The organism is Bradyrhizobium sp. (assembly GCF_028868675.1).
In the GTDB taxonomy this organism is placed as follows: Bacteria; Pseudomonadota; Alphaproteobacteria; order Rhizobiales; family Xanthobacteraceae; genus Bradyrhizobium.
In genome coordinates, this window is the sequence record NZ_JAGWUA010000148.1 from 1 (window position 1) to 12,078 (window position 12,078).

The following is a 12,078-nucleotide window of genomic DNA, read 5'->3' on the forward strand; positions in this document are numbered from 1 at the left end:
GGCCGATGGTTCGGGCGAGGGGCTGGCGGAAGCCGCCGGCGACGGGCTCGGCGATTGCGCCAAGGCGCTCGATAAGCCGCTCGATAAGCCGCTCGACAGTCCGAACGAAAGGACCGCCGCCGGGATCAGGACAGCCAGGGTGCGACGGAAGCGGAGGGGGCGGTTCATTCTGGTCGTCTCCAAGAGCCATTATCCAAGAAGAGCCCTGGTTCAAGGCCACATCGGGCATCTGCGCAGGCCGCGCGTCCCGGTTCGCGCGAAACGCGCCGTTCTAACATGCGAGGGCCGCTTTCGTCCCATGACAGATGCGCCATGCCGGATGAACGCCAAATGACTGGTCAAGCCGCCGATGATCACCATATAAGGCAGGCCAAATTCGGGACGTTTCATGAGCGCGCTCGCCAACCACGCATTTGCCAAGATGAACGGCATCGGCAACGAGATCGTCGTCGTCGACATGCGCGATACCGCGGCTCCCGTCACGCCGGACGACGCTCGTGCCGTCGCTTCCCCCAAGGGCGTGGCCTATGACCAGCTCATGGTGCTGCAGAAGCCGCGCCTGGAGGGCACCGAAGCCTTCATCCGCATCTACAACAACGACGGCTCGGAGGCCGGCGCCTGCGGCAACGGCATGCGCTGCGTGGTGCGCCGCATCTTCGAGAAGACTGGGCAGACGGCCGTCACCTTCGAGACCCCGGCGGGCCTGCTCAATTGCTGGCAGGGACCCGCGCCCGATCTCTATACGGTCGACATGGGCGCGCCGAAATTCGGCTGGCAGGACATCCCGCTGGCGGAGGAGTTTCGCGACACCCGCTACATCGAGCTGCAGATCGGGCCGATCGACAATCCGGTCCTGCATTCGCCCTCCGCGGTGAGCATGGGCAATCCGCACGCGATCTTCTGGGTCGACGACGTCGACGCCTACGATCTCGGCCGCTTCGGGCCGCTGCTGGAAAATCATCCGATCTTTCCGGAGCGGGCCAACATCACGCTCGCCCATATCGTCGACCGCGACCACATCACCATCCGTACCTGGGAGCGCGGCGCCGGCCTCACCAGGGCCTGCGGCTCGGCGGCCTGTGCGACGGCGGTTGCCGCGGCCCGGCTCAAGCGCGCCAATCGCAACGTGGAGATCACGCTGCCCGGCGGCAAGCTCGGCATCGAATGGCGCGAGCGCGACGACCACGTGCTGATGACGGGCACGGCGACCTTCGAGTATGAGGGCACCTTCGACCCGGCGCTGTTCGCCTCGGTCGCGTGATGGGCGTCGAGGTCGTCACCTTCGGCTGCCGCCTCAACGCCTTCGAATCCGAGGTGATCCGCCGCGAGGCGGAAGACGCGGGCCTTCCCGACACCATCGTCATCAACAGCTGCGCGGTCACCAACGAGGCGGTGGCGCAGGCCCGGCAGTCGATCCGCAAGCTGAAGCGCGAGCGCCCGGGGGCGCGCATCGTCGTCACCGGCTGCGCGGCGCAGACGCAAAGCGAGATGTTCGCAGGCATGGCCGAGGTCGACCGCGTCCTCGGCAATGACGACAAGATGCACGGGCACGCTTGGCGCGCGGCGCGCATGGCGTTCGATGCCGGCGCGGCCGAGAAGGTCGCGGTCAGCGACATCATGGCGGTGAGGGAGATGGCGCCGCATCTCGTCGACGGTTTTGCTGCCGGCGTGCCGCGCGTGTTCGTGCAGGTGCAGAACGGCTGCGACCATCGCTGCACCTTCTGCATCATCCCGTTCGGCCGCGGCAATTCGCGCTCGGTGCCGATGGGCGCAGTGGTGGATCAGGTCCGGGCGCTGGCCGAGCGCGGCCACGCCGAGATCGTGCTCACGGGCGTCGATCTCACGAGCTACGGCGCCGACCTGCCGGGCGCGCCGAAACTTGGCACGCTGACCAAGCAGATTTTGCGGCACGTGCCGGAGCTGAAGCGCCTGCGCATCTCCTCGATCGATTCGATCGAGGCGGATTTCGACCTGCTCGACGCCGTCGCCAACGATGCGCGCCTGATGCCGCATCTGCACCTGTCGTTGCAGGCGGGCGACGACATGATCCTCAAGCGCATGAAGCGCCGGCATTCGCGGCGCGATGCGATCGCCTTCTGCGACCAAGTGCGGCGGCTGCGGCCGGACGTCGCGTTCGGCGCCGACATCATCGTAGGCTTTCCGACCGAGACGGAGGACATGTACGCGCGCTCGCTCGACCTCGTCGGGGAGTGTGGCCTCACCTTCCTGCACGTCTTCCCCTATTCGCCGCGCCCGGGCACGCCGGCGGCGCGGATGCCGCAGGTCGCAAGCCCGGTCATCAAGGAGCGCGCAAGACGCCTGCGCGAGGCAGGTGAGGCGGCCTTGCGGCGGCGGCTCGAGGCCGAAATCGGCGCGACGCGCGACGTGCTGATCGAGAGCGCCAGCCAGGGCCGCACCGAGCACTATCTGCCGGTTGCGATTGCGGGCGCTCGGGTGGGCGACGTGCGGCCGCTCCGGATCGGCGGCCACGACGGCGAGCGGCTGACTGTCTAGGTCGGCGTCGCCGTTTGCTCTCACAATGACTGCGTGGGAGCACGTTCGTCAGGACAACCCTCAGCCCATCCGCACCTGCCAGAACCGCAGCGTGCGGCGGGCGTTTTCGGTCGTCATGCGGGCAAAATTGTTCTTAGCCTTGGCGAGATCCGCAGGCCGCATCGAGCCAGTGGCGTAGCGGCATTCGAGAACGGCGCCGGTCGTCTCCCAGCTCAATTGCGCCGCCTTGCAGGGCACCAGCAGGCCGTCGTCGCGCAGGCTCTGCATCAGCGGACGAATGACCTCGATGGAAGACTGCGACAACTGCGCCAGTGCGGCGACGGTCTCCTCATAGCGCCGTTGCCGGGCGAAGTTGAGCAGCGTCGCTTCGTTGAGCTGGCCGCTCTCCTTCAGCTTCGCGATGGCCCGCTTGGCGCCGGCGAAATCGCGCAATCCCGACATCTCCCGCTCGGTGCCGGCCGCGACCGAGGCGATCGCGTTCTTGATATCCTCGAACAGATGGCGCGGCGCGCGCGCCAACAGGCGCGTACGAACGGCTTCCGTCGCCGAGCTCAGCAATTGGCGGCGCAAGTCCGCCGGCAGGTCGACGCGGATGCCGACGCTGACGGCCAGCTCGGGGTCGGCCTCGGCCTGCGCGATCAGGAGAGAAAATCCCTTGGCGGAAAGCCGCGCGCCGGGATTGCCGGCGATCCGCCGGCAGACGGACGGATAGCGGCGCATGAGCAGCGCGTCGGTGACGATCTCCTTGAGCCACCACCGGCCGGCGATGGCGAGCAGATGCTGCTCGCTCTTTGCGCCTGCGAGGTGAACCAGATCCTCGTCGCTGAGGCGCGCCGATTCCTGCAGGACCGGAGCCGCAATGCGAATCTCGTCGTTGCCGGCGAGGCGGCGCATGACCGAGGGCGGAGCCTGGGCGACCGGTGCGAGCTGGACGCTGATCTCGGCGAGCGCAATGCGCGCGGCGACGTCGGCGATGGCGCGCAGCTCGATCGTCTTGATCAGGCGCTCGAGCACATGATCGAACAGCTCGATCTGCTCGTCGTTGAAGCTGCCGGCCGAGGCGAGGAACAGATCGGTGACGCGCCTGGCGGTATCCAGGCCCTTCTCCGCCGAGCCGGTGCGGATTGCGGCTTCGACCTCGTCGATGATCGCTTGCTCGGCCTGCGGCATGCTCGTCCTGAGCCCTGTGGGATGCTTGTTCTAAGCAATCCGCACTTTAGCGAGGCAAGGCTGAACGGAGCGTTAAGCATGCCGCTCGACTTTGCGGCGCGAAGCTAGTCTTTGGTCCAGCCGCACGCCCTCAGGCGTTCGTGCATATGGGCCGGCGCCGGCGCCGTCACGCGTACGGGCTCCTTGTTCCGGGAAATCGGCACCACGATCTCGCGCGAATGCAGATGCAGGCGCGGTTCGCCGAAGCGAGGACCGTTGCCATAGATGTTGTCGCCGACGATCGGCCAGCCCTGTGCGGCGCAATGCACGCGCAATTGATGCGTGCGCCCGGTGACGGGCTCCATGGCGAGCCAGGTGAGGCCGTCACCCCGGCCAAGCACCTTCCAGTTGGTGACGGCCTTCTGCCCGTCGGGATCCGGCTTCTGCCACCAGCCGCGTTCGACATTGAGGCGGCCGAGCGGCAGGTCGATGGTGCCTTCGGCATCGGTCGGCCCGCCCTCGACCACGGCCCAATAGGTCTTGCCGATCTTGCCGTGCTTGAACAACAGGCCGAGGGAGGCGGTGGCCTTGCGGTGGCGGCCGAGCACCAGGCAACCGGAGGTGTCCTTGTCCAGCCGGTGGGCCAGCACCGGCGGGCGCGGCAGGCCGAATCGCAGCGCCTCGAAGGATGATTCCAGATTGGCGCCGCCCTTCGGCCCGCGATGCACGGGAAGGCCGGCCGGCTTGTCGATCACCAGCATCAATCCGTCGCGATGGAGCACGCGCGCCAGGATTTCGTCGGCGGTCAGTTCGGGAACATCGAGCAATTGCAAGACTTTCGTTTATGGGCCGGAACGGCTAACACACCGCGACCATGAACGATACCACGTCCGAGACCCCCAAATTGAGCTGGTGGCGCCGCCTGTCCAACGGGCTGAAGCGCACGTCGTCCTCGCTCGGCAGCGCGGTCGCCGATCTCGTCACCAAGCGCAAGCTCGACCGCGCCATGCTCGACGACATCGAGGATGTCCTGCTGCGCGCCGATCTCGGAACCGAGGTCTCGGTGCGCATCGCCGACGCGGTCGGCGCCGGCCGCTATGACAAGGCAATCTCGGCCGACGAGGTCAAGGACGTCGTCGCGGCCGAGGTCGAGAAAGTCCTGGCGCCGGTGGCGCGACCGCTCGAGATCGCCGCGGGCAAGAAGCCATTCGTCATCCTCGTGGTCGGCGTCAACGGCTCCGGCAAGACCACGACCATCGGCAAGCTCTCGGCAAAGTTCGCCGCCGAAGGCCGCAAGGTGATGCTGGCGGCCGGCGACACGTTTCGTGCGGCGGCGATCGAGCAGTTGAAGGTGTGGGGCGAGCGCACGAAGACGCCGGTGGTCGCGGGCGCGCAGGGCTCGGATTCCGCAAGTCTCGCCTTCAACGCGCTGACGGCCGCGCGGGAGCAGGCGATCGACGTGCTGCTGATCGACACCGCCGGCCGGCTGCAGAACAAGGCGGAGCTGATGAACGAGCTCGAGAAGGTCGTGCGCGTGATCCGGAAAGTGGATGCCGGCGCGCCGCATGCGGTGCTGCTGGTGCTCGACGCCACCGTCGGCCAGAACGCGCTGTCGCAGGTCGAGGCCTTCCACCGCACCGCGGGCGTCACCGGCCTCGTGATGACCAAGCTCGACGGCACCGCGCGCGGCGGCATTTTGGTGGCGCTCGCCGAAAAATTCAAATTGCCGGTGCATTTCATCGGCGTCGGCGAGGGCGTCGACGATCTCGCGCCGTTCACCGCGCGCGATTTCGCCCGCGCCATCGCCGGAATCGAGAGTTGAGATGGACAAGACCCAGCCGCATCCGCTGTTCAAGCTCGCGACCGAACTCGGTCCGCTGATCGTGTTCTTCGTCGTCAATGCGAAGTTTCAGCTGTTCGCCGCGACCGCGGCCTTCATGGTCGCAATCGTGGCGGCGATGATCGCCTCCTACGTGGTGACGCGGCACATACCGGTCATGGCGATCGTGACCGGCGTGATCGTGCTGGTGTTCGGCACGCTGACGCTGGTGCTGCACGACGAGACCTTCATCAAGGTCAAGCCGACCATCATCTACGGCCTGTTCGCCGCGATCCTCGGTGGCGGCCTGCTGTTCGGCCGCTCCTTCATCGCCGTCATGTTCGACCAGGTGTTCAACCTGACGCCGCAGGGCTGGCGCATCCTCACCTTGCGCTGGGCACTGTTCTTCCTCGGCATGGCGATCCTGAACGAAGTCATCTGGCGCACCCAGAGCACGGACACCTGGGTGAACTTCAAGGTGTTCGGCGCGGTGCCGCTGACCATGATCTTCGCGATCCTGCAGATGCCGCTGACGAAGCGCCATCACCTCGAGCCGGTGTCGCTGGAAACCAGCGAGGCCGAGGCGGGCGACGTCAGGAAGAAGTAACGCTTTCCCAGCCTGTCATTGCTAGGAGCGAGGCGACGAAGCAATCCAGAATGTCACCTAGGAGGTAGTCTGGATTGCTTCGCTTCGCTCGCAATGACAATCGCAGTCAGCTCCCCGCCTTCAACGCCTTCTCGATTTCCGGCCTCAGCACCGCCTTGATGTTGTCCGGCGTGATCGGGCCGACCAGCTTGTAGGCGATCTTGCCGTCGCGCCCTACGATGAACGTCTCCGGCACGCCGTAGACGCCCCATTCGATCGAGGCGCGGCCGTTGGGGTCGGCGCCGACGCGCACGAACGGATTGCCGTAGCGGCCGAGAAAGCGGCGCGCGTTGTCGGGCGCGTCCTTGTAATTGATGCCGACCATCTGCACCCGCGTGTCGGCGGCGAGGTCGGTGAGCAGCGGCGCCTCGTCATGGCAGGGCACGCACCAGGAGGCCCACACGTTGACCAGGCTGACCTTGCCGTTGAGGGCGGCGGGATCGAGCCCGGGCACTTGCGCGCCGTCGGCTTGCAGGCCTTCGAGCTGCGGCAGCACGGTCTGCGGTGCCGGCCTGCCGATCAACGCGGAGGGGATGCGCGAGGGATCGCCGCTGCCGAGCCGGAACCAGAACAGCGCCGCGAGCCCGAGGAAGGCGAGCAGCGGCAGCACCATCAGGAAGGTGCGGCGCGGCGCGGGTGCGGAGCTTGCAGGTTCGCTCATCTCGTATCCGTCGCGCTCTTGCCCGAGCGCCGCGTGATGCCGCTCTCCTCCAGCTCGCGCAGGCGCTGCTGCTGGGTGCGATGGTCGATCACGACCCAGACGATCAGGATCGCGACCACGGCGGCCACGGCAAGATAGGATGTGAGGATGAAGGAGGCGTAGGGACCGAGCGACATGTCAGGTGGCCCCAATTTCTCTTGACGCGCTTCCGTCACGGGAACCGGTGCCGGCTTCGCTCGAAAACGCGATGCGGCTGGCCTGCATCATCTGCAGGGAACGGACGCGGCGGCGCAAAATCTCGTTGCGCATCGCCGCCAGGTGCAGGGTGAGGAACAGGAGCGTGAACGCGGTCGCCATCACCAGCAGCGGAATCAGGAACGACTTGTCGAGCGTCGAGCCGCCCATCCGCATCACCGAAGCCGGCTGGTGCAGCGTGTTCCACCAGTCGACGGAGAACTTGATGATCGGCAGGTTGATCGCGCCGACCAGCGTCAGCACGGCGGCCGCGCGCGCGGCGCGCGAGGGGTCCTCGACCGCGCGCCACAGCGCCATCAGGCCGAGATACATCAGGAACAGGATCAGCACCGAGGTCAGCCGCGCGTCCCATTCCCAATAGGTGCCCCACATCGGCCGGCCCCACAGCGAGCCCGTCAGCAGCGCGAGGAAGGTGAAGGACGCCCCGATCGGGGCGGCGGCCTTCGCCGCGACGTCGGCGAGCGGATGCCGCCACACCAGCGTGCCGAGCGAAGCCACGCTCATCACCCCCCAGACGAGCATCGACAGCCATGCGTTGGGGACGTGGATGAACATGATCTTCACGGTCGCGCCCTGCTGGTAGTCGTCGGGCGCCAGCGAGGCCTGGTAGAGGCCGAGCGCCAGCAGGATGACGGTCGCGGCCGCGAGCCATGGCAGCACGCGCGCGGTCAGCGCGAGGAAGCGCGAGGGGTTGGCGAGGTCGATCAGCGACATGGTCACCTGATAATCACGGAAGGCCGCCCACGCAATCAGCACAGAAGCGCGCAGCGAAAGTTGATCGGGGTCAAGGTCAATCCAGCCCGTGCCTGAGGCTGGCCGCGGCGGCCAGCGGGCCGATCACGAAGCTGACCAGCGACAGCGCGCAGAGGATCGAGAACGGCGCGCCGAACGGTGTCGGGCCGACGATCACGGCATTGGAGGCCGCCACGCCGAAGATCAGCACCGGGATCGACAGCGGCAGCACCAGGACCGCCATCAGCAGGCCGCCGCGATGCAGGGTCACGGCAAGCGCCGCGCCGATCATGCCGGTGAAGGTCAGGGCCGGCGTGCCCGCCAGCAGCGTCAGGGCCACGGCGCCGGTCGCGACCATGTCGAGATTGAGCAAGAGCCCGAGCACGGGGGTTGCGACGATCAGCGGCAGCCCGGCCGCGAGCCAGTGCGCCAGGGCTTTTGCCGCGCAGGCGAGTTCCAGCGGCGTCCGGCTCATGGTGATGAGGTCGAGCGAGCCGTCGTCATGGTCGGCCATGAACAGCCGGTCGAGCGTCAGCAGGCTCGCCAGCAGCGCGCCGAGCCACAGGATCGCAGGTCCCAGCCGCGAGAGCAGGTTGAGATCGGGCCCGACCGCGAACGGCATCAGCACTACGACGGTCAGGAAGAACAGCACGCCGATCAGCGCCCCGCCGCCGACCCGCAGCGCGATCCTGACGTCCCGCCGAATCAAGGCGCCAAGCGCGGTCATGCCGGCCTCCCGATCCGCAGCTCCCGCGCATCGATGCCGAGGGGGGCGTGGGTGGCAGCGATGATCAGGCCGCCGCGGGCGAGGTGGTCGCGCATCAGGCCGCAAAACATGTCCTGCCCGGCGGTATCGAGCGCCGTGGTCGGCTCGTCCAGCAGCCAGACCGGGCGGCGGATCGTGAGCAGGCGGGCCAGCGACAACCGCCGCCGCTGGCCGGCCGACAGGAACGCCGCCGGCAGATGGGTGGCGTGGTCGAGACCGACGGTCGACAGGCTCAAGTTTGCATCGCCCCGCTCGCCGCCGAGGAAATCGGCCCAGAACGTGAGGTTTTCCTGAACGCTCAGCGCCGGCTTCAGGGCGTCGCGATGGCCGAGATAGTGGCATTGCTCGGGCAGCGTCAGCTCGCCGTCGCCTCCGGCCAGCTCGATCGCGCCGCCGGCCGGGACGAGGAGCCCGGCAATCAGCCGCAACAGCGAGGTCTTGCCGGATCCGTTACGGCCGACCACGGCCAGCGCCTCGCCGGAGGCCGCCTCGAAGTCGAGGCCGGCAAAGATCTCGCGGCCGCCCCGCACGCATCTGATCCCGCGCCCCGAGAGCTGCATGTCGTTCGTTCTCAACGCCCTCAAAATGCGCCCTTAGGAAATCTTGGGGTAGCGCATCAGAATTTGTGGCTCCCCGATTGCTGCAGCACGATAGTCGGTGTGGCGGTGCAGTTAGAAAGCTTCTATAAGCCCGGAACTTGATGCAGCACTCAACCCGCTCCTGCAAGCGGCCCAAGCTGGATTCGCTGACGGTGTTGAAATACCCTCAGACGGGTATCACGAACAATCGGGATTTCCTTACATGACCTCGCTCGACAGCTTCAATTGCAAAAAAACCCTCAAGGTCGGCGCCAAGACTTACGTCTATTACAGCCTGCCCACCGCCGAGAAGAATGGTCTGAAGGGAATCTCCAGGCTTCCCTATTCGATGAAGGTGCTGCTCGAGAATCTCTTGCGCAACGAGGACGGTCGCTCGGTCAAGAAGGGCGACATCGTCGCAGTGTCCAAATGGCTGCGCAAGAAGTCCCTGGAGCATGAGATCGCGTTCCGCCCGGCGCGCGTGCTGATGCAGGACTTCACCGGCGTTCCGGCCGTGGTCGACCTCGCCGCAATGCGCAACGCGATGCAGAAGCTCGGCGGCGACGCCGAGAAGATCAACCCGCTGGTGCCGGTCGATCTCGTCATCGACCACTCCGTGATCGTGAACTTCTTCGGCGACAACAAGGCCTTCGCCAAGAACGTCACCGAGGAATACAAGCAGAACCAGGAGCGCTACGAGTTCCTGAAATGGGGCCAGAAGGCGTTCTCGAACTTCTCCGTCGTGCCGCCCGGCACCGGCATCTGCCACCAGGTCAATCTCGAATATCTGGCGCAGACGGTCTGGACCAGGAAGGAGAAGATGACGGTCGGCAAGAAGACCGGCACGTTCGAGGTGGCTTACCCCGACTCGCTGGTCGGCACCGACTCCCACACCACCATGGTCAACGGTCTCGCCGTGCTCGGCTGGGGCGTCGGCGGCATCGAGGCGGAAGCCTGCATGCTCGGCCAGCCGCTGTCGATGCTGCTGCCGAACGTGGTCGGCTTCAAGCTGAAGGGCGCGCTGAAGGAAGGCGTCACCGCGACCGACCTCGTGCTGACCGTGACGCAGATGCTGCGCAAGCTCGGCGTGGTCGGCAAGTTCGTCGAGTTCTTCGGCCCCGGCCTCGATCACCTCTCCGTGGCCGACAAGGCGACGATCGCCAACATGGCGCCCGAGTACGGCGCGACCTGCGGCTTCTTCCCGGTCGATGCCGCCGCCATCGACTATCTCAAGACCTCCGGCCGCGCCACGGCGCGCGTCGCGCTGGTGCAGGCCTATACCAAGGCGCAAGGCCTGTTCCGCACCGCCAAGTCGGCCGATCCGGTGTTCTCGGAGACGCTGACCCTCGACCTCGCCGACGTCGTGCCCTCGATGGCCGGCCCGAAGCGTCCCGAGGGGCGCATCGCACTGCCGTCGGTCGCCGACGGCTTCTCGCTCGCGCTCGGCAGCGAGTACAAGAAGGCCGATGACGCCGGCAAGCGTTACGCAGTCGAAGGCAAGAATTTCGACCTCGGCCACGGCGACGTCGTGATCGCCGCGATCACCTCCTGCACCAACACCTCCAATCCGAGCGTGTTGATCGGCGCGGGCTTGCTCGCGCGCAACGCAGCCAAGAAGGGCCTGAAGGCGAAACCGTGGGTGAAGACCTCGCTCGCCCCGGGCAGCCAGGTGGTCGCGGAGTATCTCGCCAATGCCGGCCTGCAGCCCGACCTCGACAAGGTCGGCTTCAACCTGGTGGGCTTCGGCTGCACCACCTGCATCGGCAATTCCGGTCCGCTGCCGGAGGAGATATCCAAGACCATCAACGACAGCGGCATCGTCGCCGCCGCCGTGCTCTCCGGCAACCGCAATTTCGAGGGCCGCGTCTCGCCGGACGTGCAGGCGAATTATCTCGCCTCGCCGCCGCTGGTCGTGGCCTACGCGCTCGCAGGCAGCGTAACCAAGAACCTCGCCACCGAGCCGCTCGGCGAGGGCAAGGACGGCAAGCCGGTCTACCTGAAGGACATCTGGCCGACGAGCAAGGACATCAACGCCTTCATGAAGAAGTTCGTGACCGCGTCGATCTTCAAGAAGCGCTATGCCGACGTGTTCAAGGGCGATACCAACTGGCGCAAGATCAAGACCACTGACAGCGAGACCTATCGCTGGAACATGTCGTCGACCTATGTGCAGAACCCGCCCTATTTCGAGGGCATGAAGAAGCAGCCCGATCCCGTCATCGACGTGGTCGACGCGCGGATTCTGGCGATGTTCGGCGACAAGATCACCACCGACCACATCTCGCCCGCGGGCTCGATCAAGCTGACCTCGCCTGCCGGCAAGTATCTGTCCGAGCATCAGGTGCGCCCGGCCGACTTCAACCAGTACGGCACGCGCCGCGGCAACCATGAAGTGATGATGCGCGGCACCTTCGCCAACATCCGCATCAAGAACCAGATGGTGCCGGGCGTCGAAGGCGGCGTGACGATGCACTATCCGTCGAAGCAGCGCATGCCGATATACGACGCGGCGATGAAGTACAAGCAGGACAAGGTGCCGCTGGTGGTGTTCGCCGGCAAGGAATACGGCACCGGCTCCTCGCGCGACTGGGCGGCCAAGGGCTCGGTGCTGCTCGGCATCCGCGCCGTGGTGTGCCAGTCCTTCGAGCGCATCCACCGCTCGAACCTCATCGGCATGGGCGTGCTGCCGCTCGTGTTCGAGGAGGGTACGTCCTGGCAGTCGCTGGGCCTGAAGGGCGACGAGCAAGTCACCATTCGCGGGCTCGGCGGCGAGCTCAAGCCGCGCCAGCGGCTGATCGCCGAGATCGTGATGGGCGACGGGACGCTCAAGCGCGTGCCGCTGATCTGCCGCATCGACACGCTCGACGAGCTCGAATACTTCAAGAACGGCGGCATTCTGCAATACGTCCTGCGGCAGCTCGCTGCCTGAGGCGGCTTAACCGCTCACCGCGAAGTGAG

Annotated in this window: 13 protein-coding genes; 6 read left to right on the forward strand and 7 right to left on the reverse strand. The window is 66.5% G+C overall.

The genetic code is table 11. The annotated features are described in order from the left end of the window. The 3 genes from KGM94_RS17980 to mtaB form a co-directional block, all read left to right on the forward strand. A partial coding sequence (locus KGM94_RS17980) for a hypothetical protein (RefSeq protein ID WP_300262191.1) occupies positions 1 to 334 on the forward strand: 334 nt, incomplete at its 5' end. 54 nt (positions 335 to 388) lie between these two features. Beyond that, positions 389 to 1,261, forward strand: a complete 873-nt coding sequence (gene dapF / locus KGM94_RS17985; protein ID WP_300262194.1) for a diaminopimelate epimerase — start codon at positions 389 to 391, stop codon at positions 1,259 to 1,261. After that, positions 1,261 to 2,514, forward strand: a complete 1,254-nt coding sequence (gene mtaB, locus KGM94_RS17990) for a tRNA (N(6)-L-threonylcarbamoyladenosine(37)-C(2))-methylthiotransferase MtaB (protein WP_300262197.1) — start codon at positions 1,261 to 1,263, stop codon at positions 2,512 to 2,514. Before dapF ends, mtaB begins: the two co-directional genes overlap by 1 nt. Before the next feature lie 60 nt (positions 2,515 to 2,574). Here mtaB and KGM94_RS17995 read toward each other — a convergent pair whose 3' ends face one another. Beyond that, positions 2,575 to 3,684: a DUF2336 domain-containing protein gene (locus KGM94_RS17995; RefSeq protein WP_300262202.1), complete on the reverse strand. Its 1,110-nt coding sequence runs from the start codon at positions 3,682 to 3,684 to the stop codon at positions 2,575 to 2,577. 104 nt (positions 3,685 to 3,788) lie between these two features. Beyond that, complete coding sequence (locus KGM94_RS18000) at positions 3,789 to 4,490, reverse strand: RluA family pseudouridine synthase (protein ID WP_300262206.1); 702 nt, start codon at positions 4,488 to 4,490, stop codon at positions 3,789 to 3,791. Positions 4,491 to 4,537: 47 nt separating this feature from the next. On the opposite strand from KGM94_RS18000, the gene ftsY reads away from it, so the two are divergent. Together ftsY and KGM94_RS18010 are read left to right on the forward strand one after the other, a co-directional pair. Continuing rightward, positions 4,538 to 5,485 carry a signal recognition particle-docking protein FtsY gene (gene ftsY, locus KGM94_RS18005; RefSeq protein WP_300262209.1) on the forward strand — a complete coding sequence of 316 codons (948 nt, stop codon included), beginning with the start codon at positions 4,538 to 4,540 and terminating at the stop codon, positions 5,483 to 5,485. A 1-nt stretch (position 5,486) separates the two neighbouring features. Continuing rightward, positions 5,487 to 6,089: a septation protein A gene (locus tag KGM94_RS18010; RefSeq protein WP_300262212.1), complete on the forward strand. Its 603-nt coding sequence runs from the start codon at positions 5,487 to 5,489 to the stop codon at positions 6,087 to 6,089. 106 nt (positions 6,090 to 6,195) lie between these two features. Here the strand turns inward: KGM94_RS18010 and KGM94_RS18015 are convergent, their stop codons facing one another. From KGM94_RS18015 to ccmA, 5 genes are all read right to left on the reverse strand, one after another. Further along, on the reverse strand, positions 6,196 to 6,789 hold the full coding sequence (locus KGM94_RS18015) for a DsbE family thiol:disulfide interchange protein (protein WP_300262215.1): 594 nt from the start codon (positions 6,787 to 6,789) through the stop codon (positions 6,196 to 6,198). Next, positions 6,786 to 6,965, reverse strand: a complete 180-nt coding sequence (gene ccmD / locus KGM94_RS18020; RefSeq protein WP_300262218.1) for a heme exporter protein CcmD — start codon at positions 6,963 to 6,965, stop codon at positions 6,786 to 6,788. Before ccmD ends, KGM94_RS18015 begins: the two co-directional genes overlap by 4 nt. A gap of 1 nt (position 6,966) precedes the next feature. Next, positions 6,967 to 7,758, reverse strand: a complete 792-nt coding sequence (locus KGM94_RS18025; protein ID WP_300262221.1) for a heme ABC transporter permease — start codon at positions 7,756 to 7,758, stop codon at positions 6,967 to 6,969. A gap of 76 nt (positions 7,759 to 7,834) precedes the next feature. After that, positions 7,835 to 8,503 (reverse strand): heme exporter protein CcmB, encoded by a 669-nt coding sequence (gene ccmB, locus KGM94_RS18030; RefSeq protein ID WP_300262225.1) that lies wholly within the window; start codon positions 8,501 to 8,503, stop codon positions 7,835 to 7,837. After that, the gene (ccmA, locus tag KGM94_RS18035) at positions 8,500 to 9,102 is read right to left on the reverse strand and encodes a heme ABC exporter ATP-binding protein CcmA (protein WP_300262227.1); all 603 of its coding nucleotides are present in this window, start codon (positions 9,100 to 9,102) and stop codon (positions 8,500 to 8,502) included. The genes ccmB and ccmA overlap by 4 nt, the downstream gene beginning before the upstream one ends. Positions 9,103 to 9,343: 241 nt before the next feature. Here ccmA and acnA point away from each other — a divergent pair, with 241 nt between their 5' ends. Continuing rightward, entirely contained in the window at positions 9,344 to 12,049 is a 2,706-nt protein-coding gene (gene acnA / locus KGM94_RS18040; protein ID WP_300262230.1) for an aconitate hydratase AcnA, read from the forward strand. Positions 12,050 to 12,078 lie beyond the last annotated feature (29 nt).

Excerpts from the sequence above, each read along its gene's own strand:
- dapF (WP_300262194.1), top strand. The coding sequence starts at position 389 with ATGAGCGCGCTCGCCAACCACGCATTTGCCAAGATGAACGGCATCGGC.
- mtaB (WP_300262197.1), top strand. The coding sequence starts at position 1,261 with ATGGGCGTCGAGGTCGTCACCTTCGGCTGCCGCCTCAACGCCTTCGAA.
- KGM94_RS17995 (WP_300262202.1), bottom strand. The coding sequence starts at position 3,684 with ATGCCGCAGGCCGAGCAAGCGATCATCGACGAGGTCGAAGCCGCAATC.
- ftsY (WP_300262209.1), top strand. The coding sequence starts at position 4,538 with ATGAACGATACCACGTCCGAGACCCCCAAATTGAGCTGGTGGCGCCGC.
- KGM94_RS18010 (WP_300262212.1), top strand. The coding sequence starts at position 5,487 with ATGGACAAGACCCAGCCGCATCCGCTGTTCAAGCTCGCGACCGAACTC.
- KGM94_RS18015 (WP_300262215.1), bottom strand. The coding sequence starts at position 6,789 with ATGAGCGAACCTGCAAGCTCCGCACCCGCGCCGCGCCGCACCTTCCTG.
- ccmD (WP_300262218.1), bottom strand. The coding sequence starts at position 6,965 with ATGTCGCTCGGTCCCTACGCCTCCTTCATCCTCACATCCTATCTTGCC.
- KGM94_RS18025 (WP_300262221.1), bottom strand. The coding sequence starts at position 7,758 with ATGTCGCTGATCGACCTCGCCAACCCCTCGCGCTTCCTCGCGCTGACC.
- ccmB (WP_300262225.1), bottom strand. The coding sequence starts at position 8,503 with ATGACCGCGCTTGGCGCCTTGATTCGGCGGGACGTCAGGATCGCGCTG.
- ccmA (WP_300262227.1), bottom strand. The coding sequence starts at position 9,102 with ATGCAGCTCTCGGGGCGCGGGATCAGATGCGTGCGGGGCGGCCGCGAG.
- acnA (WP_300262230.1), top strand. The coding sequence starts at position 9,344 with ATGACCTCGCTCGACAGCTTCAATTGCAAAAAAACCCTCAAGGTCGGC.